The sequence below is a fragment of the Epibacterium ulvae genome (assembly GCF_018678075.1).
Taxonomy (GTDB): domain Bacteria; phylum Pseudomonadota; class Alphaproteobacteria; order Rhodobacterales; family Rhodobacteraceae; genus Epibacterium; species Epibacterium ulvae_A.
In genome coordinates, this window is the sequence record NZ_JAHHIR010000088.1 from 1 (window position 1) to 21,221 (window position 21,221).

At 57.0% G+C, this 21,221-nt stretch carries 24 protein-coding genes and 1 pseudogene; 13 read left to right on the top strand and 12 right to left on the bottom strand.

Annotated elements, in window-relative coordinates:
• Positions 1-62: 62 nt before the first annotated feature.
• Both KMP13_RS21115 and KMP13_RS18035 read right to left on the bottom strand, forming a co-directional pair.
• Positions 63-347: pseudogene (locus tag KMP13_RS21115) on the bottom strand (IS481 family transposase); the annotation flags it as partial.
• 452 nt (positions 348-799) lie between these two features.
• Positions 800-1,519, bottom strand: a complete 720-nt coding sequence (locus KMP13_RS18035) for a helix-turn-helix transcriptional regulator (RefSeq protein WP_215267368.1) — start codon at positions 1,517-1,519, stop codon at positions 800-802.
• Positions 1,520-1,964: 445 nt separating this feature from the next.
• Here KMP13_RS18035 and cmk point away from each other — a divergent pair, with 445 nt between their 5' ends.
• Positions 1,965-2,573: a (d)CMP kinase gene (gene cmk / locus KMP13_RS18040; RefSeq protein WP_215267369.1), complete on the top strand. Its 609-nt coding sequence runs from the start codon at positions 1,965-1,967 to the stop codon at positions 2,571-2,573.
• 130 nt (positions 2,574-2,703) lie between these two features.
• On the top strand, positions 2,704-3,306 hold the full coding sequence (locus KMP13_RS18045; RefSeq protein ID WP_215267370.1) for a hypothetical protein: 603 nt from the start codon (positions 2,704-2,706) through the stop codon (positions 3,304-3,306).
• Positions 3,307-3,310: 4 nt separating this feature from the next.
• On the opposite strand, the gene KMP13_RS18050 is transcribed toward KMP13_RS18045, so the two are convergent.
• On the bottom strand, positions 3,311-3,715 hold the full coding sequence (locus KMP13_RS18050; RefSeq protein WP_215267371.1) for a GNAT family N-acetyltransferase: 405 nt from the start codon (positions 3,713-3,715) through the stop codon (positions 3,311-3,313).
• A 97-nt stretch (positions 3,716-3,812) separates the two neighbouring features.
• A complete protein-coding gene (locus tag KMP13_RS18055) occupies positions 3,813-4,664 on the bottom strand; it encodes a calcium-binding protein (RefSeq protein WP_215267391.1) in 852 nt (283 codons plus the stop codon).
• Between the two features lie 393 nt (positions 4,665-5,057).
• On the opposite strand from KMP13_RS18055, the gene rpsA reads away from it, so the two are divergent.
• The 7 genes from rpsA (at position 5,058) to trpB (ending at position 11,543) form a co-directional block, all read left to right on the top strand.
• Complete coding sequence (gene rpsA / locus KMP13_RS18060) at positions 5,058-6,731, top strand: 30S ribosomal protein S1 (RefSeq protein ID WP_215267372.1); 1,674 nt, start codon at positions 5,058-5,060, stop codon at positions 6,729-6,731.
• A gap of 150 nt (positions 6,732-6,881) precedes the next feature.
• Positions 6,882-7,589, top strand: a complete 708-nt coding sequence (locus tag KMP13_RS18065; protein ID WP_215267373.1) for a VPLPA-CTERM sorting domain-containing protein — start codon at positions 6,882-6,884, stop codon at positions 7,587-7,589.
• A 394-nt stretch (positions 7,590-7,983) separates the two neighbouring features.
• Positions 7,984-8,268: an integration host factor subunit beta gene (gene ihfB / locus KMP13_RS18070; protein ID WP_215267374.1), complete on the top strand. Its 285-nt coding sequence runs from the start codon at positions 7,984-7,986 to the stop codon at positions 8,266-8,268.
• Positions 8,269-8,619, top strand: a complete 351-nt coding sequence (locus tag KMP13_RS18075) for a lipopolysaccharide assembly protein LapA domain-containing protein (RefSeq protein ID WP_215267375.1) — start codon at positions 8,269-8,271, stop codon at positions 8,617-8,619. It abuts the gene before it with no gap.
• 31 nt (positions 8,620-8,650) lie between these two features.
• Positions 8,651-9,298: a phosphoribosylanthranilate isomerase gene (locus KMP13_RS18080; RefSeq protein WP_215267376.1), complete on the top strand. Its 648-nt coding sequence runs from the start codon at positions 8,651-8,653 to the stop codon at positions 9,296-9,298.
• A gap of 204 nt (positions 9,299-9,502) precedes the next feature.
• Positions 9,503-10,150, top strand: a complete 648-nt coding sequence (locus KMP13_RS18085; protein WP_215267377.1) for a YdcF family protein — start codon at positions 9,503-9,505, stop codon at positions 10,148-10,150.
• A 136-nt stretch (positions 10,151-10,286) separates the two neighbouring features.
• The gene (gene trpB, locus KMP13_RS18090) at positions 10,287-11,543 is read left to right on the top strand and encodes a tryptophan synthase subunit beta (RefSeq protein ID WP_215267378.1); all 1,257 of its coding nucleotides are present in this window, start codon (positions 10,287-10,289) and stop codon (positions 11,541-11,543) included.
• 287 nt (positions 11,544-11,830) lie between these two features.
• Here trpB and KMP13_RS18095 read toward each other — a convergent pair whose 3' ends face one another.
• From KMP13_RS18095 to KMP13_RS18105, 3 genes are all read right to left on the bottom strand, one after another.
• Positions 11,831-12,208 carry a DUF2237 family protein gene (locus tag KMP13_RS18095; protein WP_215267379.1) on the bottom strand — a complete coding sequence of 126 codons (378 nt, stop codon included), beginning with the start codon at positions 12,206-12,208 and terminating at the stop codon, positions 11,831-11,833.
• Positions 12,209-12,280: 72 nt separating this feature from the next.
• Positions 12,281-12,976, bottom strand: a complete 696-nt coding sequence (pth, locus tag KMP13_RS18100) for an aminoacyl-tRNA hydrolase (protein WP_215267380.1) — start codon at positions 12,974-12,976, stop codon at positions 12,281-12,283.
• 229 nt (positions 12,977-13,205) lie between these two features.
• Positions 13,206-13,775, bottom strand: coding sequence for a carboxymuconolactone decarboxylase family protein (locus tag KMP13_RS18105; RefSeq protein WP_215267381.1), 570 nt, complete (start codon positions 13,773-13,775; stop codon positions 13,206-13,208).
• A gap of 152 nt (positions 13,776-13,927) precedes the next feature.
• Here KMP13_RS18105 and KMP13_RS18110 point away from each other — a divergent pair, with 152 nt between their 5' ends.
• On the top strand, positions 13,928-14,542 hold the full coding sequence (locus tag KMP13_RS18110) for a TetR/AcrR family transcriptional regulator (protein ID WP_215267382.1): 615 nt from the start codon (positions 13,928-13,930) through the stop codon (positions 14,540-14,542).
• 106 nt (positions 14,543-14,648) lie between these two features.
• Here KMP13_RS18110 and KMP13_RS18115 read toward each other — a convergent pair whose 3' ends face one another.
• Positions 14,649-15,278 (bottom strand): 50S ribosomal protein L25/general stress protein Ctc, encoded by a 630-nt coding sequence (locus tag KMP13_RS18115; RefSeq protein WP_215267383.1) that lies wholly within the window; start codon positions 15,276-15,278, stop codon positions 14,649-14,651.
• Positions 15,279-15,483: 205 nt separating this feature from the next.
• On the opposite strand from KMP13_RS18115, the gene KMP13_RS18120 reads away from it, so the two are divergent.
• The 3 genes from KMP13_RS18120 to KMP13_RS18130 all read left to right on the top strand — a co-directional run bounded on the left by KMP13_RS18120 (position 15,484) and on the right by KMP13_RS18130 (position 17,856).
• The gene (locus KMP13_RS18120) at positions 15,484-15,921 is read left to right on the top strand and encodes a hypothetical protein (protein ID WP_215267384.1); all 438 of its coding nucleotides are present in this window, start codon (positions 15,484-15,486) and stop codon (positions 15,919-15,921) included.
• Positions 15,918-16,607 carry an HTTM domain-containing protein gene (locus KMP13_RS18125; protein WP_215267385.1) on the top strand — a complete coding sequence of 230 codons (690 nt, stop codon included), beginning with the start codon at positions 15,918-15,920 and terminating at the stop codon, positions 16,605-16,607. The genes KMP13_RS18120 and KMP13_RS18125 overlap by 4 nt, the downstream gene beginning before the upstream one ends.
• A gap of 67 nt (positions 16,608-16,674) precedes the next feature.
• A complete protein-coding gene (locus KMP13_RS18130; RefSeq protein WP_215267386.1) occupies positions 16,675-17,856 on the top strand; it encodes an MFS transporter in 1,182 nt (393 codons plus the stop codon).
• 3 nt (positions 17,857-17,859) lie between these two features.
• Here the strand turns inward: KMP13_RS18130 and KMP13_RS18135 are convergent, their stop codons facing one another.
• From KMP13_RS18135 to KMP13_RS18150, 4 genes are all read right to left on the bottom strand, one after another.
• Entirely contained in the window at positions 17,860-19,026 is a 1,167-nt protein-coding gene (locus tag KMP13_RS18135) for an alpha-hydroxy acid oxidase (RefSeq protein ID WP_215267387.1), read from the bottom strand.
• Between the two features lie 158 nt (positions 19,027-19,184).
• A complete protein-coding gene (locus tag KMP13_RS18140; protein ID WP_215267388.1) occupies positions 19,185-19,391 on the bottom strand; it encodes a cold-shock protein in 207 nt (68 codons plus the stop codon).
• Between the two features lie 444 nt (positions 19,392-19,835).
• A complete protein-coding gene (locus KMP13_RS18145; protein WP_215267389.1) occupies positions 19,836-20,333 on the bottom strand; it encodes a SixA phosphatase family protein in 498 nt (165 codons plus the stop codon).
• Positions 20,330-20,989 carry a ferredoxin gene (locus KMP13_RS18150; RefSeq protein WP_215267390.1) on the bottom strand — a complete coding sequence of 220 codons (660 nt, stop codon included), beginning with the start codon at positions 20,987-20,989 and terminating at the stop codon, positions 20,330-20,332. The genes KMP13_RS18145 and KMP13_RS18150 overlap by 4 nt, the downstream gene beginning before the upstream one ends.
• Between the last annotated feature and the right edge of the window lie 232 nt (positions 20,990-21,221).

The window sequence follows — 21,221 nt, forward strand, 5'->3', positions numbered from 1 at the left end:
GGGAGCAGGAACAGGGCTGGTGCAGGGGATCGTGCGGGGAATATGTTTTGTTCAGGTTGCGAGGCGGACGGCGTCAGAGGCGGGAACGGGGGCAGGAGCGAATAGAAGAAATCATCGAACGGCGGAAGCGTATGCCGGCGAAATGGGACGATAATGGCCTCGTCGGCTTGGCTGAGAGTGGTTGAGCGCGGCTCTTTCGGGCCTGTTTTGCGATCCTCAACGGTCTCGCGCTTTCGCCACTTGGCAACCGTCTTCGGGGTGATCCCGGGTTACGTGCTCAGCGCCGCGATCAAAGCTTGCGATCGCTGTATTGCTGCTCTGACCGCGTGCGTGCCCTCCCGGCAGATTGGCGGTGCAAATCGCCTGCCGGGTAACAGTGCGTGGCACGCCCGTGACGCACTTGTCCCACAATGCTTCCTTCGATTCCAAAAACAGATTGCACCATCAAACCATGGGATCCAACACCTAAGCCGGGTGGATCCATCGTGGTTTTCCTGAATACACGTGACAACCCGATTTCACTCACCCAACCGGGTGTCACGTGTATTCTGTCTGCGTATGAGTGGGTACAGACACTTGGGAAAACGACAGGTAAAACCCGTCTTACATCCTGTATTTCACGCTGGCGGCTGTGTGGTTAGCTAGGGAAATCCCTAGTTTGCCATTAACGCTTTGGGCGATTTGGGAATGCTGTTCCAAAATTGATTGAATTTTGAGGTCAAATTTCCAACCATTAATCTCCGCACACGCGGTGGGGGAAATTAAGAATTATGGCTCTTCGATAGCGAGGAATCGGTTTTTATACCGAAATCAGGCCATAAACGAGTGCGCGGGCGACAGCATGGGTCCTGTTGCGGGCGTTCAAACGCTTGGTCGCGTTGCGCAGATGAAACTCAACTGTTTTATCAGACAGAGACAAGCGAAACGCAATCTCTTTGGTTAAAAGCCCGACCGAGGCCCACTTGAGACACTCTATCTCACGTGAGGACAGGCTGATCACATCTTGCGGGCTCAGCTCGTCGTGAAATCGGGCATGAAACAGCAATGCGGCGAGTTCTATATCAAGGCCATGGGCGCGCAGTGCCTCTTCTGCGTCGCGCTCGCTTTTGAGGTCAAGCGCCACGCCGATGCCACCAACGGATGCGCCGGACCCATCGCGCAGCGGCACGCTCATCCCATATTGCAGACCAAAATCGGCAGCCAATGACAGGACGTCGCGCGATTGTTCGGTGGAGTATTGGGCCGCACGGGGATCATGCCATCCCATCGCGCCGCCTTCGGTCGTGGCACAGAAGCGGGCAAAAGGGTCATGGTAGATCAGCTCATCCACCATATAGGCGCCGGCATATTCCGTGGGATAGCTGAAAAACGCATGAGCCTGGGCGAGATTATCGGCGTTGGTTTCAATCTCTGACGGCGCGGTGTCATTGCTCGGCAACATTGCGTAGACCGCGCTTTTTGCGCCAAAGGATTTGAGCTCGGTGTCCAACAACGTAAAGGCCGCTTCGGGGGCGGTCATGGTGCTTTGTGATTCCGCGAAATCCAGCAGCCTGTTATTGAAAAACCTACTCGCCACCTCTGTTCCTTTGGGTTTTATGGGTTGGGCATACTATGGGGGAACATACCAACCGGGCGCAACAAAGTTATCTTACTCAGTTACTATGAATGTGATCACGGCGAACCGCCACAATTGCTGCATTTTGAATTTACCCGTTAAATTCGCGGAATAGACGAATACTGATGATTTGGGCGTCATCGGTTATTGCGTTATGTTAAATTCATAAATTGTGATGTGATACTGGATAGACCAAACCGAGTGACATGCCATGGCATCCACAAAAGAGAATCCCTCCACAAGGCTGCCGCTCATGACGATACCGCGTCCCTAGGAGTTGTAATTTGCCACCAAACCCATTAGCCCGAATAGTCACCAAGAACTGACGCGCAATTTGGGGACGGACTGAATGTTTTGTGTGGCAATTGACGGGCCGGCCGCTGCGGGCAAGGGGACCATTTCGCGCGCGGTTGCGCAGCACTTTGGCTTTGCCCATTTGGACACGGGCCTGTTGTACCGCGCCGTGGGGGCCGAAACGATGGAGGGTGTGCCTGCGGTTAAGGCAGCGCTTGCGCTGGTGCCCGGCGATCTGAACAATCCCGATCTGCGCGGACCCGAGGTTGCACAGGCCGCATCCAAAGTTGCCGTTATTGCCGAAGTCCGCGCCGCGCTGGTTGATTTCCAACGTGCCTTTGCTCGCCGGTCTGGTGGCGCTGTGATGGATGGGCGCGACATCGGCACGGTGATCTGTCCTCGTGCCGAGGCCAAACTGTTTGTCACCGCCAGCGCCGAAATGCGCGCCAGACGGCGGTTTCAGGAGCTGGCTGCCAAAGGGTTGGCCAACTCATTGGAAGAGGTTCTGGCGGACGTAAAAGCGCGGGATGATCGCGATATGAACCGCGCCGAGGCCCCGTTGCGCCCGGCAGATGATGCGGTTTTGATCGACACCAGTGATTTGAATATCCAAGAGGCTGTGGCGGTTGCAATCAAAGCCGTCACCGAACGCGGCGCGGTCTGAGGCGGCGACTGCTTTGTAATTGGGCAGCGTCGATGTTTGGCTGGGCGTTACAGAGCCTTCACCAATCCGTGCATCGCAAATGGGGCAGGGGCGTCTTACCTTTGAAGGATTGCCATCACAGGAGAGCCCCATGTCCACACGCGCCGTTATACCTTTTGTAGTGTCTCGTCTTGTCCTGCCCGCGGGTTTGGCGCTGGTTGCAAACCTGTCTGTGGCGCAAGATGCTCCGGCTCCCAAGGCAGAGGTCGAACCACCCGTGGCCGCCGCGCCCGAGGTTGAGCCTGCGATGAATTACGAACGGCTGGGACGGATCCTTGCGGCGCTGGATCCTGAGGTGCAGCCAAGCGGGCCGGCCTTTCAGCTGCAAATTCAGGAGGTGCCCGTCTTTGTGATCACCGATGAAAATGCGGATCGGATGCGGGCGATGGTGCCAATCCGGGAGGCAAAGGACCTGTCGGCCGAAGATATGATGCGGATGATGCAGGCCAATTTCGACAGCGCTTTGGATGCGCGATATGCGGTGGCCAATGGCACGCTTTGGGCGACCTTTATCCATCCGCTCTCGCCGCTGAAGAAAGACCAGTTGATTTCCGGTCTTGGGCAGACGGTGAATGCGGCGCGCACCTATGGGACATTGTATTCAGGCGGCGCGATGCAGTTCGGCGGTGGTGACAGCAATTCGTTGCAACAGCAGCTGTTGGAAGAACTGTTGAAAAAGGGCGAAGAAATTTGATCCGTTAGAGGGTCATTTCCATCCGGAAATAGGGCAAGTCGCGTTTGAAAAACCGATCTCCCTGCACAGTGAACCCGTGACGTCGGTAAAAGGGCAGGGCGGTTTCGCGGGCATCAAGCCAGAACCGTTTGCGACCTTGCGTCTGCGAGATTTCGACCAGATGGCGCAACATCGCACTGCCGGCACCTTGTCCTTGGAAATCCGGGTGGGTGGCAAATTTGCGTAGACGCACCGCGTCACCATCAGAAAAAAGTGAGGCAACGGTTATCAACCGGTCGGCCATGAACCCACCAAAGTGCAGCGCGCCCGGATCGCCCTCCACCTGACTGGCCGAAATCGGATGATCCGGCCACAGAACCAATTGGCGCAATGGCAGCGTGTCGGCAGAGGTGATTGAGCGGATCTGCATTTGGGGTCCATGTAGCAAGCGGCAGGCTTGGCATACGCAGACAGACCGACGCCGACAAGAGGGGTGGCGGCGGCCTATGGTTACTTGATCATCACGGCTACAGGATCAATGCGTCGATAATATCCTGCGGCATGATATCTGTGCCGCCCTGATAGCCAGTGTCGTTGATGATGATCTTGCTGTCGGCGTCAAAGTTGAGAAGGATTCTGTTTTCCTGCTCGTGCCCGTAAATCGCAAAAACCTCTTCAGCGGTCATCTCGAACTCAAAAGCGGTGAGGTCGATCCGATCGAGCCCCCAAACGCCGGTGCCAAAGTTATGGATGACATCACGCCCATCGCCCGGCCGGAACAAAAAGGTGTCCGCATTGGCGCTATAGCCAAACAGGCGGTCATTGCCGGTTCCGCCGTCCAAGGTCACCCGCGCGCCCGGCCCGTATTTATCAAAGTCCACGACCTCTTCGTTCACCCGACTGCGGGCTTCGGACAGCAGCACATCGCGGCCGCTTCCGCCACGCGCATCGCCGCCGCCATAAGATGACATGACCAGCGTGTCGTCGCCATTACCGCCATAAAGGTGAGAGGTGCCGCCGAAACCACCAATCAACACATCGTCACCAGCCTCACCAAACATCCACCAGGTTGTTGGATTGGAATTGAAGCCGATGGCACCACCCGTGATGGCTTTGATCGTATCATTGCCGCTGCCGCCATAGAGATTTTCGACACCGCCATCGGTGTAGTCGTCGATGATCAGGTCATTGCCCGCGCCTCCGTACGCCAGATCCGGGCCGGCACCCGTGACGATCTTGTCGTCACCTGCGCCGCCAATCAAAGTGTCACGATGTTCGCGCCCGTAAATCGTGTCGTTGCCGTCTCCCCCTTCAATCAGGTCGAGACCAAAGCTCCCGGTCAGGACATCGTCCCGGGGAGTTCCTAAAAACGTAGGCATGAGGGTGACCCCTTACAAAGCAAAATGGAAACTGATTACGGGAGAACCATAACTTGCGCCGAGATTGCGGTAAATTTAATTCTCCCTTTACGGGTTAACAACATTCAGCGGGATTCGCGCCAGGTTGCCCCTATGTACAAGGTGAATGCCCCTTGCTTGACATGCAGTTTCTGCCTATAAGGCGGCTGTCTATAAAGATGCGGGAATCGCGCGGACATCGGTTTGAGCAGGGTCGGGGCAACCTCCGGCCCTTTGTGTTATGTGTGTGTTTGGCACGTTTGAATCTTTGAACTGGGCTGCACCATCCGGTGCCTTGCAACGAAAACGACCAACCCCAAGACCGGCGGAGACAACCGCGCGGCCAGAAAACGTTTTAAAGGAAAACACTGCCACATGGCTGATACATCCATGGAGGAATTCGAAGCCCTCCTGCAAGAAAGCTTCGAAATGGACACACCGGACGAAGGTTCGGTTGTCAAAGGTAAGGTTCTGGCGATCGAAGCCGGCCAAGCCATCATCGACGTCGGCTACAAAATGGAAGGCCGCGTTGATCTGAAAGAATTCGCAAATCCTGGCGAAGCGCCTGAAATCGCTGTTGGCGATGAGGTCGAAGTCTTCCTGCGCGCGGCTGAAAATGCCCGTGGCGAAGCTGTTATCTCTCGTGAGATGGCGCGCCGCGAAGAAGCATGGGACCGCCTGGAAAAAGCATACGCAGACGACGCACGTGTCGAAGGCGCGATCTTTGGCCGCGTCAAAGGCGGCTTCACTGTCGACCTCGGCGGTGCCGTGGCCTTCCTGCCAGGTTCGCAAGTTGACGTACGCCCCGTGCGTGATGCTGGCCCTCTGATGGGTCTGAAACAACCATTCCAGATCCTGAAAATGGACCGTCGTCGTGGCAACATCGTTGTCTCCCGTCGTGCAATCCTGGAAGAGTCCCGCGCCGAGCAGCGTGCAGAAGTCATCGGCAAACTGGCCGAAGGCGATGCAGTTGACGGTGTGGTCAAGAACATCACCGAATACGGTGCGTTTGTTGACCTGGGCGGCGTTGACGGCCTGTTGCACGTCACCGACATGGCATGGCGCCGTGTGAACCACCCGAACGAGATCCTGAACATCGGCGAAACCGTCAAAGTTCAAGTGATCAAGATCAACAAAGAAACCCACCGTATCTCCCTGGGCATGAAACAGCTGCAGGACGATCCATGGGATGTTGTTGCTGTTAAATACCCGCTGGAGTCGGTCCACAAAGGCCGCGTGACCAACATCACCGATTACGGTGCATTTGTTGAGCTGGAAGCTGGTGTTGAAGGTCTGGTCCACGTCTCCGAGATGTCCTGGACCAAGAAGAACGTACACCCAGGCAAAATCGTCTCCACTTCGCAAGAAGTCGACGTCATGGTTCTGGAAATCGATGGCGCCAAGCGTCGCGTGTCTCTGGGCCTGAAGCAGACTCAGCGTAACCCATGGGAAGTGTTTGCAGAAACGCACCCCGAGGGCACACCAGTCGAAGGCGAAGTCAAGAACATCACCGAATTCGGTCTGTTCATCGGCCTCGAAGGCGACATCGATGGTATGGTTCACCTGTCCGACCTGTCTTGGGACGAGCGTGGCGAAGAAGCGATCCAGAACTACCGCAAAGGCGACATGGTTTCGGCCGTTGTTTCCGAAGTGGACGTCGAGAAAGAGCGTATCTCCCTCTCGATCAAAGCTCTGGGTGGTGACAAATTCGCAGATGCGGTTGGCGGCGTGAAGCGCGGCTCGATCGTGACTGTTGAAGTGACCGCAATCGAAGACGGTGGCGTTGAAGTGGAATATGAAGGCATGAAATCCTTCATCCGCCGCTCTGACCTGTCCCGTGACCGTGCAGACCAGCGTCCTGAGCGTTTCAACGTGGGCGACAAGGTCGACGTACGCGTCACCAACATCGACGCCAAAACACGTCGTTTGGGTCTGTCGATCAAAGCACGCGAGATCGCAGAAGAGAAAGAGGCCGTCGAACAGTATGGTTCCTCCGACTCCGGTGCATCGCTGGGCGATATCCTGGGCGCAGCTCTGAACAACGACTAAGTTCTGTTCTGACGTCTGTCCAATTAGAACCCCGCAGGTGAATTCCTGCGGGGTTTTTCAATGCCTTGTTAAGTAAAATGATCCATAACTCACTTAGTCAGTTATAGATTGTTTTTATGTTTCAGCATTCAACCTAATTGGACTTTATTCATGAACAAAATGCTTGCCTCTTTGGCGCTGTGTGTTGCCGCAACAACCTCCTCTGCTGCAACACTGACTTTTACGGAAACAGAGTTCCGGGACAGTGATGTGTCTTTCGAACTGATTGCGGGCGACGATCGCAAGCAAGTTCTAACATCTACCACTGAGGTTGGCAGAGGTGGTGTGGTTCGTATTGACTTTCTTCGTGCGCCGGGCGCAGCGCCTCGGTTCGGTGGTGCCGCGGATGCCGTGTTGATAGACGATGCAAGAATTGACTTGAGTAGGTTTACCCCGACCAGCTTTGATTTTTCGATTTTTTTTCGCCGGACCGTGAGTAACTTATCGCCGGGAACTGCGGGGTTTGTTCTAAAACAAGGGGATAATTTTTTCGGAACTGAGCCTAGAAGCCCTGGCTTAGGAACGGCTAGCAGGCTTTTCAATTCATTTGGGTTGACAGCGGATGATTTTCAGTCGCTGACCTCAGAGACCGCTGTATTGGACCTGAGTGCTCAGGGGGCAGATATCCAGCTTGGTTTCTTTGGCCAGTCTCGTGGCGGCATAGGTACCGGAACCGCAATATTCGATAATTTCTCAGTAACCGTGTCGGGGGCCGAAATCAGCCCAGTCCCACTCCCGGCCTCGATCCCTCTTTTGGCAACGGGTGTCGGCGTATTGGCGGCGTTGCGTCGCAGAAATTGGCGTAAGAAAGCTGCTTAACAGATTTGCCGATCCGTTTGAGAAATCTGGGTCATCTGATCGGAACCTCACGTCCGCATAGTTTGTGGTAAGAGCACACGAATGCAAAACGACGCCCAGTCAAAAGTGGGCGTCGTTTCACGAGGCTAAGAGCTTGCATCGCACTCGCGGAGTGCACGATTTGCGCATGCCTCAGGCAACGAATCAATTGGTTTGAACTGCACGACACATCGAATAATTGTGATGCTTTGGCGGGATTTGACCCATTGAGTGTGTCTTGGGCGGCTTATTCCTGCGTAAACAGTGTGATTTTACTCTTTGGTGCCACGCCTAACTATTCCCGGATAAAGGTTTTTTTCCTATAGTCGTTTGAAGAATAATGATTGAAAACCGGCTTGGGAGGAATGAGGCGCACATGATCCGCTCAGAATTGATTCAGAAGATTGCAGACGAAAACCCGCATCTGTATCAGCGTGATGTAGAGCGGATCGTAAACACCGTGTTTGACGAAGTGACCGAAGCCATGGCCCGGGGTGACCGGGTGGAATTGCGTGGATTTGGTGCATTTTCGGTAAAACAGCGAGATGCGCGGGTTGGTCGCAATCCACGCACCGGTGAAACGGTCCATGTTGAAGAAAAACATGTTCCCTTTTTCAAGACTGGCAAGCTCTTGCGGGATCGTCTGAACGGAAAAGAATAGATGCGCTATATTCGCTATGCAGTATTGGGCTCCCTGGCCCTGGTGTTGGCTTCGATTGCTCTGGCAAACCGAGCATTTGTTGATCTGAAATTGATGCCTGATGCCTTGGCCGAACTGGTCGGGTTTAATCTGGGCATTACACTGCCGCTTTTTGCGGTGGTTCTGGCCGGTGTGGGTGCTGGGCTTTTGGTGGGGTTCCTTGCGGAATACCTGCGTGAAGGCAGACACCGCCGCGAAGCTGGGGCGCAGAAACGCGAAGTGCGCAAGCTCTCGCGTGAGGTCAACAAGCTGAAGAAGCAAAAGAACGAAGGCAAAGACGAAGTTCTGGCTCTTCTGGAGGATGCAGGCTGAGCCCCCACCAAAGGGGCAGGCTGGATCTGGCATGGCTGAGATTAGAAGTAAGATTTGCGGGCTAAAAACCTCGCAGGATATTCAGGCGGCGGCTGATGCAGGCGCCGCCTATATAGGTTTAAATTTCTTTTCCAAGTCACCGCGTTCGGTGACCATCGAAGAGGCAACCGCGCTGGCCATCGACACGCCCGTGGGCGTCTGCAAGGTTGCGTTGGTCGTGGATATGGACGATGCGGCGCTGGACGCCATTGTCGCCGCTGTGCCACTGGATATGTTGCAGCTGCACGGGTCAGAGAGCCCCGAACGCGTCGCCGCGCTGAAAGCGCGCCATGGTCTGCCGGTGATGAAAGTTCTCGGCATTTCCGGCCCCGAAGATCTGGAGCGGATCGCAGTCTATGAACAGGTGGCCGACCAGATCCTGGTGGATGCCAAAGCGCCCAAAGGCGCGGTGCTTCCGGGCGGCAATGGTGTGACCTTTGACTGGTCGATCCTGGCGCAGAAGAAATACTGGCAATGTCCGTGGATGTTGGCTGGCGGTCTGAACCCTGAAAACGTCGCCGAAGCGGTGCGCCGCACAGGCGCGCGCCAGGTGGATGTGGCCTCGGGCGTTGAAAGCGCGGCCGGTGTGAAAGATCCTGCCTTGATCCGCGCCTTTGTCTCTGCCGCGCGCGGGGGCTGACCTACCGTTGCAGGGCGTGGATTGGAGAGCGGGTGGCTCTCCCGCCTGTCTTTGTGGCCAAAGGCCCCATCATCCAGTTGGGCGTTGCGCTGAGCCGCCGAAGGCGACACAGCGCAGGCGCACGTGGCATAGCCTGTGACAATACATCTATGACATTGGTGTGTGCAGCAGTGGTTTTGGGCGCGCAGTGTTTGGGGGCGAATGATGAAAGGCGCAAACGTGTCGGATCATATTGTCCGAGAAGCCGCGAAACGACTGTGGGCGTTTCATTGTAAAAGCGATCCGTTGGAAAGGGCCGATGCCATCGTCGGGCTTGGCTCCTACGATCTGCGTGTCGCAGAAAAATGTGCGTCACTTTATGCGGAAGGCTGGGCACCAGAAGTTCTGTTTTCGGGTGCCACTGGGAACTGGACGGGATCGTTGTTTGGGGCGTCCGAAGCTGACGTCTTTGCAAAACATGCGGCCGAATGTGGCCTGCCACCTGCGGTGATGTGTCTGGAACCAAACGCCCGCAACATTGGTGAGAATATGCAATTCAGCGCGCGCATGTTGCCAAGCGCGCGACATGTGATCCTGGTGACAAAGCCGCAAACCCAACAGAGGTGCCGAGCAACTGCGGCCGTACAATGGCCGGGTGCAACCGCTTCGGTCACCTCACCTGCTACCAGTTTCGAAGATCAACCCTTGCCACATCATGACATGCGGGCCCTGGTGTGTGAGATGGTCGGCGACCTTGAACGCATCCGGACATACCCAGCGTTGGGGTTTCAAAAACACGTCAACATTCCAGCAGATGTGATGGACGCGTTCAAGACGCTTCGGGCCGCAGGTTTAACCGATCATATGCCCTGATCAGGGGGCTGGCTGTGGTTGTTGTGTTAGCATGGGAACCAACGGTGGGGGAGGTTGCGCGAAATTCTTGCGAAAACAGGTTTCCCCGCCCTGCGATGCGCACTAGAACCAGCTAGGTACGACGATGGAGAGACCAATGGCCGACGATCTATTCAACAGCTTCATGAACGGCCCCGATGAAAAGGGCCGGTTTGGGATCTTTGGTGGGCGTTTCGTGAGCGAAACCCTGATGCCGCTGATCCTGAGCCTGGAAGAAGAATACAACAAGGCCAAGGACGATCCTGAGTTCTGGGCGCAGATGAATGACCTGTGGAAACACTATGTGGGACGTCCAAGCCCGCTGTATCTGGCCGAGCGGCTGACCTCTGACCTCGGCGGCGCCAAGGTCTATATGAAACGCGACGAGCTGAACCACACCGGCGCGCATAAGGTGAACAATGTGTTGGGTCAGATCCTTCTGGCGCGGCGCATGGGCAAGACCCGGATCATCGCGGAGACCGGCGCTGGTCAGCACGGGGTGGCAACGGCCACGGTCTGTGCGAAGTTTGGCCTGAAATGTGTGGTCTATATGGGGGCGCATGATGTGCAGCGCCAGGCGCCGAATGTGTTCCGCATGCGCTTGTTGGGCGCGGAAGTGATCCCGGTGACTTCGGGTCGTGGTACGCTGAAGGATGCGATGAACGATGCGCTGCGCGATTGGGTGACCAATGTGCGCGATACGTTCTATTGCATCGGCACCGCTGCAGGCCCGCACCCCTATCCGGCCATGGTGCGTGATTTCCAATCGATTATCGGCAAAGAAGTGCGCTGGCAGCTGCCCGAGCAGGAAGGCGAAGGTCGTCTGCCCGATACCGTGATTGCCGCCATTGGTGGTGGGTCCAATGCGATGGGCCTGTTCTATCCGTTCCTGGATGATCCATCTGTCAATATCATTGGGGTCGAAGCCGGTGGCAAGGGTGTGGACGAGAAGATGCAGCACTGCGCCTCGCTGACCGGCGGTCGCCCAGGGGTTTTGCACGGCAACCGCACCTATCTGTTGCAGGACGAGGACGGGCAGATCCAGGATGGCTTCTCGATCTCAGCCGGTCTCGACTATCCCGGTATCGGCCCGGAACATGCCTGGCTGCATGAGGCGGGGCGCGCGAAATACGTATCGGTCACCGATAAGGAGGCGCTTGAGGCCTTCCAAGTGTGTTGCGCGGCCGAAGGGATCATCCCGGCGCTCGAGCCCAGCCACGCGCTGGCGCATGTGATGAAACTGGCACCAACCCTGCCCAAGGACCATATCATCGTGATGAATATGTGTGGTCGTGGTGACAAGGATATCTTCACGGTCGCACGTCACCTCGGCTTTGATATGTCCGATACCGAAGGGCGCGACCTCGACGAATAACCTGCGCTTTTTGCGCCACTTCGGTTATCTAAACGGTCCCATCCGGGGCCGTTTTTCTGTTTCAAACGTACGTGGCACATTTGAAAACGCAGTGCTCCCGCGCCCGCTGGTGCCCCGGCCTGAGGGCCAGCCCCCCTTGGCGGCCTTGGGCGTAGCGCCGGGCAAAGCCCGGCGCTACGCCCAACGGGCGAGAGTCACGTCATGCGTGACCAGGAGACGGGCGGGAGTGCTTCGTTGAATTGGCTAGGCGCGCGTTATTTGGGGGATCGGTTAGAGATGATCAAGGATCAAGCGTCAGAGGTCTTGTGACGTTCCAGCAATTCCAAGGGGACAAAGTCCAACGCACGTTCGTGGGTGGCTTCCAAATGCACCTGGGGTGCGCAACCCTCGTCGGCGACCTGGAGGAACCGGGACGCACACAGGCACCAGCTGTCGCCAGGCTTCAGCCCGGCAAATCCGAACTCGGGTCTTGGCGTCGACAGATCATTGCCGACATATTTGGAATAGGCGAGAAACTCTGCCGTCATCACCGCGCAGACCGTATGGCTGCCCTGATCCTCGGCGCAGGTGTTGCAATGGCCGTCACGGAAAAAACCGGTAACTGGCTGGGTGGAACACATCGCCAATGCGCTGCCCAGAACGTTGATGCTATTGTCCTTTTTCATGGAGATGAGTCTAACCAGTGGTTCTCCAAAAGGCAAAACGCAAAACAGGCTTTGCCGCCCGATCCTGCGCGCCTAGCGAAATTTTCCCATCAGGCGTTCCATTTTTGAACGCATATCGCCCGCCGGTGGATCCTCGGGGGCCGCATCTTTTTGGACGGGCTGTTTCTTGGCTTTGGACTTTTCCCCGGTTGAGCTGCGGGGCGGGGTGACGCGCAACGCCACCGCGTTCATAAACTTGCCACCGTCACCCTTGGCCAGTTGCACCGCACCGTCCGAGATGCCGCGCATCAGATCGTCCAGCCAACCCTCATCCGCCTTGGGAAAGTCGCGCAAAACGTAGCCTGCCACAGCGTCCTTATGTCCGGGATGGCCGATGCCCAGGCGTACGCGCGCATAATCCGCCCCGATATGGGCGTGGATTGAGCGCAGCCCGTTGTGACCAGCGTGACCGCCGCCCTGTTTCATACGGCATTTGCCGGGCGCTAGATCCAGCTCATCATGCACAACCACCACATCCGCAGGCGTCAGCTTGTAAAACCGCATGGCCTCGCCAACAGATTGGCCGGAATTGTTCATAAACGTCTGGGGTTTCAGCAGCAGAACCTTGTCACCACCCAGCTTTCCTTCGCTCAACTCGGCCTGGAATTTACCCTTCCAGGGGGAGAATCCATGATCCTCGGCGATCTGGTCCAGCGCCATAAAGCCGATATTGTGGCGGTTGCGGGCATATTTGTCGCCAGGATTTCCAAGCCCCACAAAGAGTTTCATATCTGTTCAATCCCCGTTGCACCGCTGTGTTTGTCTTGGCTGGAGTGATGCCTTTTTTCGCGCGCGAAATCCAGAGGCAGATCATCGACCACTTCGCAGCAAACCACCGGGGAGAACCAAAAAAAAGAAGCCCCCTGAGGTGGGGACTTCTTTCCGCATGTAGCCGGAGTGTTCGCTTGGGGGCAAAACAGGGCTGCAATATGGCGTGTGGGTTTTCGCCAATCTGTGCTTATTCGGCCGCGGCTTTTGCCTTTGGCTCCCATGCGAATTGTTGCAGGGGTTCGTCCAAATCGGTCTCAGCAACGTGGTTGGTGTAGTTGCTCATGACTTTCTGCGCCAGGCCGACAATGATCTCGAGAACCTGCTGCTCGCCGTAACCTGCTGCATAGAAAGCGGCCAGCTCGTCTTTGGCAACTTTGCCGCGCTTGATAACCATTGCGGTCACAAAGCTGCGCAGGGCTTCCAGCTTGTCATCCGCCAGCGGGGTTTCGTTGCGCAGGGCTTCGGTGATTGCCGGGTCAACTTCCATCATATGGGCGATCGCGGTGTGCGCTGGAACGCAGAATTTGCATTCGTGCAGAACGTTGATGGTCTGCCAAACGACAGTCAGCTCTTCTTTGTTGAAGCTGGTTTCGGTGAAGGCTTGGTGAATGTTTTGGTATTGCTCGAGCATCTGCGGAGACGCGGCCATGACCTGGATCAGGCTGGGCAGAAAGCCCATACCATCAAGCGCTGCCTGTACGCGCGCCTTTGAAGCTTTGGGCGCGGTTTCGACGGTATAAGTGGTGAAGGAGGTCATATTTGTTTCCTTTTCGAAGGGTCAAAAGGCAGTTCGTGTCCGAGACGTAGTTGAGGGTGAGTGATCGCTCAAGTTGATATTTGAATGATCACTCAAGCGTTATCATCGTGAAATCTTGGTGCGTTGGGGGTATTCGCGCTATAGATGGTTGCATGGCACAGCGACACGACCGCGCCGAGGCATTGCGCAAGGCGCTCGTTCTATTCTGGGAAAAAGGGTTCCACGGAACCTCGATCAAGGATCTGGAGCATCACCTGTCGATGCATCCGGGCTCGATCTATGCGGCCTTTGGCTCCAAAGCGGGGCTTTATTGTCGGGCGCTAGAACTTTACGCGGATGACTTGATCGCGGCGCAGGCGGGTTACTTGCAGCAGGCCGATCCTGTTCTGTCCGGCCTTGCGACAGCGCTGAGCAATTGCCACCCGGCGGCGCAGAACACCGGGTCGCTGGCGGCCTGTTTTATCAGTAAATCGCTGATGGAAACCGGGATCGATGATCCCGAAGTGCAAGCCACCCAAGCCCGTCTGGCGCTGTCTTTTGAGGACCAGTTTACCGAAGTGTTCGATCGGGCAAAAACGGCCGGCGAGTTGCCAGAGGATGCCGATTGCCGGTCGTTGGCGCAGGGGTTGCAAGTGGCCTTGGCGGGGATTTCCGCCTTTGCTTTGCGGCCCAACCGCCATGACGCGGTCAAACGCATGATGGCGCAATTGTGCGGCGATATCAAAGATCTGGCCTCGGATCGTCGGCTGGGTGGTCTGCGCGTCTAAGCGCAATGTGCGCGGCATGCGACCCTGTCGAAGTGTGAGGGCTCGGACACGAAAAAAGGGACCCGGCTGGGTCCCTTTCTCGATACTGCAAAGCAGGTCGCGAAGATTACTCTTCTGCGGTTGCTGCTTCTTCGCCTTCGGCTTCGTCGTCAGCCGCGGCCGCCAGACCAGAAGGTGCGGCGAGGTTTGCAACAACAAAGTCACGGTCGATGGTCGGCTTGGCGCCGGCAGGCAGATCAACGTCAGAGATGTGGATCACATCGCCGATGTCTTTGCCTGTCAGGTCAACAACCAGCTTTTCAGGGATGTCACCGGCGGTCACGATCAGCTCAACGTCGGAACGCACAACTGTAACAACGCCGCCTTTTTTGACGCCGGGTGCTTCTTCTTCGTTGATGAATTCAACCGGGATGAACAGGTTGACTTTCGACGTGCGGCGCAGGCGCATCAGGTCAAAGTGGGTCGGCAGGTCCTTTACAACGTCACGCTGAACGTCGCGGCAGATAACGCGAACGTCGTCCTGGCCTTCAACTTTCAGGTTCCACAGAGTGGATTTGAACTGGCCAGCTTTCAGCTTTTTCAGCAGTTCGTTGAACGGGATCTGGATTGCCAGCGGATCAACATCACCACCGTAAACCACACCCGGTACCATGCCTTCACGGCGTGCTGCGCGAGCGGCGCCCTTGCCTGTCCCCACACGTGCCTGGGCGACGAGATCAGGAATCTCTTTTGCCATCTTAATTCTCCATACATAAGGGCAGGGTGCCTCCAAGGCTGTCACCCCGCGTGAAGCCCGCGCGATACACCAGATTCGGGGTTTTGGGAAGGGGGCCAGGCGCAAAAGCCCGCATTGATGGGAACGCTCTGTTAAATTCACTGAGTTAAACTGGGTCGCAGCGCGGTTAGAGCGTGTTCGTTATTAGATTTGCAAAGGATTACCCGTGCTGACGTCCTTGTTGCGTGTGATTTCGCTGCTGCTTCCAGCCTTGATTCCCTCCTGGCGGTTTTTCAAAACCGTGGCCCCGTCGCCGCGGGTGGAATACCGGGTGATCGCCGGACCCGGCGCGCTGGACTGGTGCGAGGATCGCCCACGGCCCCAGGATATCTCGGTCCCGACGATCCTGTGGCGGATGCTGTGGAACCCTGATTGGAACGAGCAATTGTTCCTGGTCTCCTGTGCTGAACGGATGATCGAAGAGCCGAGCCAGCACAGCCTGGACGAAATCTTGACCCGCGTTGCACGGTTGTTGCCGGTCGGAGAGGGGCTGTTGCAGATCCGGCTGGTGTTTATCTCTCGCGACGGCGAAGCCCTGGTCAAATCCGTCGAATACGAAAGCGAGCCGGTTCCATTGTCCCGTATCAAAGGGAGAGCAGCATGAGTTTTGAGACAACGCTGCGCCTGATGGAGATCCTGCTGGGGCTGGCAATTGCCCAGCAAAGCCTGGAGCATGTGAAACCGGGGCAGCTGGCAGGCAATCACCGGGTGCTTTTTGCCCTGCGTCTGGCGTTGGCTCTGTCGATGGTTGTCGGCTACAGCGCCCCGTATGGGCTGTATGGCCTGTGGGTGGTGGCCCTGTGGATGTTGCATCGCTTTCAGGGGCCCTACAATGGCGGCAGCGATAAAATGACATTGCTGATCCTGACATGCCTGTGTCTGGTTGAGCTTGCGCCCGACCGATATTGGCAGGAAATGGCGCTGTCCTACCTCGCGGTGCAATTGGTCCTGTCGTATTTCGTCTCAGGCTGGGTCAAAGTGATGAACCCGATCTGGCGCAACGGCAGCGCACTGCGCGATGTCTTTCGCTACTCGGCCTATCCCGTCAGCGAGAGCTTTCGCCAATGGGCCGACAGTCCGCGCGTCTTGTGGATCATGGGCTGGGGGGTTATGCTGTTAGAGCTGGCCTTTCCGCTGGCGCTGCTGAACCCCGCGGCCTTGAAGCTTGCGCTGGTGTGTACTGCAGGCTTTCACTTTGCCAATGCTTGTTTCTTTGGTCTCAACCGGTTTTTCTGGATCTGGCTGTGTGCCTATCCGGCTTTGATCTGGTTCCAAGACCGCATTTTCTAGCGCGGCGTTGGTCCGCAGGTCTTGATTTGTGATTGCCAGACTCCACCAGGCCGTGCCAGCTGCGCGCATGAGTTTACGCGCCGATATATCTGCCAGCCGGATCCCTTTGAGGGCCTTTGTCGCCGAAGGGCTGTTTTGGGGTGCTTTTGCGGCCTATGTGCCCTCGATCAAATCCGCCGTGGGGTTGAGCGATGCCGACTTTGGTCTGGCGTTGTTGTTTGGCGCACTGGGCGCTGTGTCGGCCATGTGGATCGCGCCGCTTGCGGATCGTCGGTTTGGCCCCTGGGCAATGTCCGTGGGCGCGGTTTTGATGGCGGCAGCGTTTTTGCTGCCGGGCTTGATGACCAGCTGGCTGTGTCTGTCGCTCGCCTTGTTTCTGGCGATGAGCACATCCGGCATGCTGGATGTCATCATGAACGCAAGGCTCAGCGGGATTGAGGTCGCATCGGGGCGGTCATTGATGAACCTCAACCACGCGATCTTTTCCTTTGCCTATGCCGGATCTGCGATGTTGGGAGGGGTGTTGCGCGAATTTGGCATCAGCGCCTTTACCTATTTTGCCGGGCTTGGACTGGTCACGATTTGGCTGGCGGCGGGGTTGCGACATGAGGCGGCGCAGAGCCAAGCGTCAGACGGACAAACAACGGTTCCCAGCCTGCCCAAAGTGATGATCGCGCTGGCGGGGCTGGTGACCTTGATCGGGTTTATGGTTGAACAAGCAACTGAGGGCTGGTCAGCGCTGCATTTGGAACGTGCGATGAATGCCGGTGCCGCCGAAGGGGCGATGGGGCCCGCAATCTTGGGGCTGACAATGGGCATTGGTCGCCTGTCGGGGCAATTCATCGTGCGGGTGATGTCTGAAGGTGCCGTGTTGCGGATTGCAGCCCTCCTTGCCGCCTGCGGCGCGGTCTTGGCAGCCTGGGCACCGACGCAGGTGCTGGTCTATGCGGGTTTCGCCATCTTGGGGGCCGGTGTTTCGGTCACCGCGCCCACGACCTTTGCCTGGATCGGCAAAACTGTGGCACCGCAACAGCGCACGGTGGCAATCTCGCGGGTGGTGGTGATTGGCTATACCGGGTTCTTTATGGGGCCACCTCTGATGGGGTTTCTGGCGCAGGGTTTTGGCCTGCCGGTGGCCTTTACCGTTTTGGGAGGTTTGCTGAGCCTGATTGCGCTGGTTCTGGTGCCGATCCTGCGCCATTTGGCACGGCGGCAGGCGCGGGGCGCGCAGGACGCTGCCGCTGTTTGATCCCTACCCCTGCCAGAGACCGCCAAAATCCTGTGGTACCAACAGATTATGCCGCCCCAGGTTCGCAACGTTCTTTTCACCACACAGGGCCATAGTGGTGTCCAGCTCCTTATGGATAACCTCAAGTGCGCGGGTGACGCCGGTCTGACCCATCGCACCCAGACCATAGACAAAGGCGCGGCCGACCATGGTGCCCGTGGCCCCAAGCGCCAGTGCCTTCAGCACGTCCTGACCGGAGCGGATGCCGCTGTCAAGATGGACCTCAACCTGGTCACCAACCGCGTCCATGATCGCGGGCAGCATGCGGATCGAGGACAAGGCGCCGTCCAGCTGACGCCCGCCGTGGTTTGACACGACAATGGCATCAGCGCCGACCTGTGCAGCCATTTTGGCGTCTTCGGCGTCCAGGATCCCTTTCAGGATCACCTTGCCGCCCCACATATCCATCAGCCGTTCAACCTTGCCCCAATCTAACGTCGGGTCGAATTGTTCGGCTGTCCACGCGCCCAGAGAGGACGTGTCGGAAATCCCGTCCACATGGCCGACGATATTGCCGAATTCACGCCGTTTTGCGCCCAGCATCTCAATCCCCCAGCGCCATTTGGTGGCCAAATTGGCGATGGTCTTGGGGGTCAGTTTCGGCGGAGCGGACAGGCCGTTTTTCAGATCCTTGTGCCGCTGGCCCAGGATCTGCAGATCCAGCGTGATCACCAGCGCGGAACAGCCTGCATCCTTGGCCCGTTGGATCAGCCGCTGGGTGTAGTCCATGTCCTTCATCGTATAAAGCTGGAACCAGAACGGCGTATCGGTGGCTTCGGCCACATCCTCGATCGAGTTGATGGACATGGTCGACAGGGTAAAGGGCACGCCAAATGCGGCGGCGGCGCGTGCGGCCTTGATCTCACCATCAGCGTGCTGCATACCGGTCAGCCCCACCGGGGCCAGCGCCACTGGCATGGCCACATCCTGGCCGATCATCTGGCTGGCGGTTGATCGTCCCGCCATATCCACCGCCACCCGCTGGCGCAGCCGGATCTGGTCAAAGTCTGACGTGTTGTCGCGAAAGGTCTGCTCACTCCAGCTGCCGCTTTCCGCATAGTCATAAAACATCCGCGGCACGCGGCGTTCATAGATGCGTTTGAGGTCTTGGATATTGGTGATCACGGGCATGTTGCACCCCTTTTGCGAACTGGTAAGGTTTTCATACCAATTCGTTGTGGTGCATGCAATGCGGGAGTATTCCGGAGCACTGCGCCCCGTGACGCATCCTCAAAGCAAAACAGCCCGCCATGAGACGGGCTGTTTTTAAATCTGGATCCGAGAACGGCTTAGGCCAGTTCGATCTGATCCGCGCTTTCGCGACCGTCACGGCCGGCGCGCAGTTCGTAAGTTACTTTCTGGTTGTCAGCCAGACCGGTCAGGCCTGCGCGCTCAACAGCAGAAATGTGAACGAAGATGTCTTTGCCGCCATCGTCAGGTGCGATGAAGCCAAAGCCTTTGGTGGTGTTGAACCATTTTACGGTGCCTGAAGGCATCGGGTCTCTCCAATTTAATTGTTGCTGTCCGCGTGAGTGCGACAGCCCGGCATTCAAGTCTTGATCGAAAGACTGAACGCCGCCCAGCGGGGACAACAGCAGGTCGATAAAGAAGCAGTAGCATATATAGATATGGCAGCGGAGAGGGCTTCGGGCAAGAGTTTGTGGTGGGGAGATTTCTGAATTCTTGGCCCCTTAGGTGATATTTCGTAAAGGTTTTACGGTTTGCGGCATGAGATTGCCGATGTTGAAAACCTGAGATCTCTATTCAATGGAAGTCGGACATATCCACAGGTTTGCCTGATCCGCGCCGTGTCACTGTGGCAGTTTTCCACAGGTTGGTTTCGGAAATCCCTTGCGTATTTCGCCAATGATCAACTGTTTGATTTGTGCCCGCCGACCGAGCTTGGGTCACCTGGGCACCGTGTCACCTGGCTTGTGGGGTTATTCCCCCAGCAATTCTCGCGGGACCACAAAATCCACCGTGCGGCCACTGTTCCAGCTGATACTGGACCAATCATCAATCGGAAACTCAGCGATCAAGGTTGCGCCGGTGGGGTAATCTTCGAACCGGGAATGGGCCGGGGCGTGGTGCAAGATCGCATGGGCAAAGGCCGCGATGCCTGGATTATGGCCGAGCAGCATCAACTGCTTGCTCTCAGCCTCGCGCAGCACCTGAAACATTACTTCGGAACTTGCGTGATAGAGCCGTTCAATAAAACTGGCGGAGGCGCCCAGTTCCATCAGCTCATAGGTTTCACGCGTCCGCTGCGCCGAGGAGGACAGCACGTGATCCGGCACATATCCGCTGTCTCTGAGCCAAGCCCCAAGCGCGATGGAAGATCGTACCCCACGCGTGTTCAACGGCCGTGCATGGTCGCTGGGGGCGTCCGTTTCCCAAGAGGATTTGGCGTGACGGGTCAGGATCAGAGTGCAAGTCATGATGCGTGAAAGTACCTCATATGATGGGCCGATTGGGCGGGATCCCGATGCGCACCTTGGGAGATGGGACAGGCAAGCCGCGCCTGACACCCCAGGTCCAGGCAGGCACGTCCTTCGTTTGTTTCCAGATGCTTATGGCAGGCTGCCACCTGATAGGGGCCTCCGTCAACCATTGCCTGCGCCGGGCAGGTTTTAATGCATGCAAAAGTGGTGCAGCTAAGGCAAGGAGAGCAGTCCAGCGGCGGCTGGGGGATGTCGATTTTATAGGCAAGGTGAAGCGCTCCGCGATAGGATATCATCAGACCAACTTGATCATGCACCAAAAATTGCGACGGGGATGTGAAAGCGCGCCCTGATGCAAGCGCCCAATCTACAAAAGGCGCATAAGGCGGGCCGTCAAAAGGGTAATAGGCGGCTGCGTCAAAATGGGCCGCCAGCCCATCCACCACACGCCGCGACCAGCGATCAACCGGATCTGGCGCGCCTTCTTGCCATTCGCGGCTTTGGGCGAATGGTACCCAGAACCCTGCGTCGGTGCCGAGCAAGATCAAAGTGCCGCCATTAACTGGGCCCTGTTGGGGATAGAAGGCGCCATAGACAGACAGGCCCATAGCTTGGGCAGTGGCGTCAATCTGGCTGTAAAGCGCGCGCGGCATGCAACGTCCCGTCGATGGGGGTGTCGACAGGATAGCAGGCTCTGGCCTGTGACCAAAACCAAATCGGAATATGTGATCTATGCGTGCGGTTAGGTGTTTGATCCCATGGTTTGATGGTGCGATCTGTTTTTGGACCGGAAGGAAGCATTGTGGGACAAGTACGTCACGGGCGTGCCACGCACTGTTACCCGGCAGGCGATTTGCACCGCCAATCTGCCGGGAGGGCACGCAC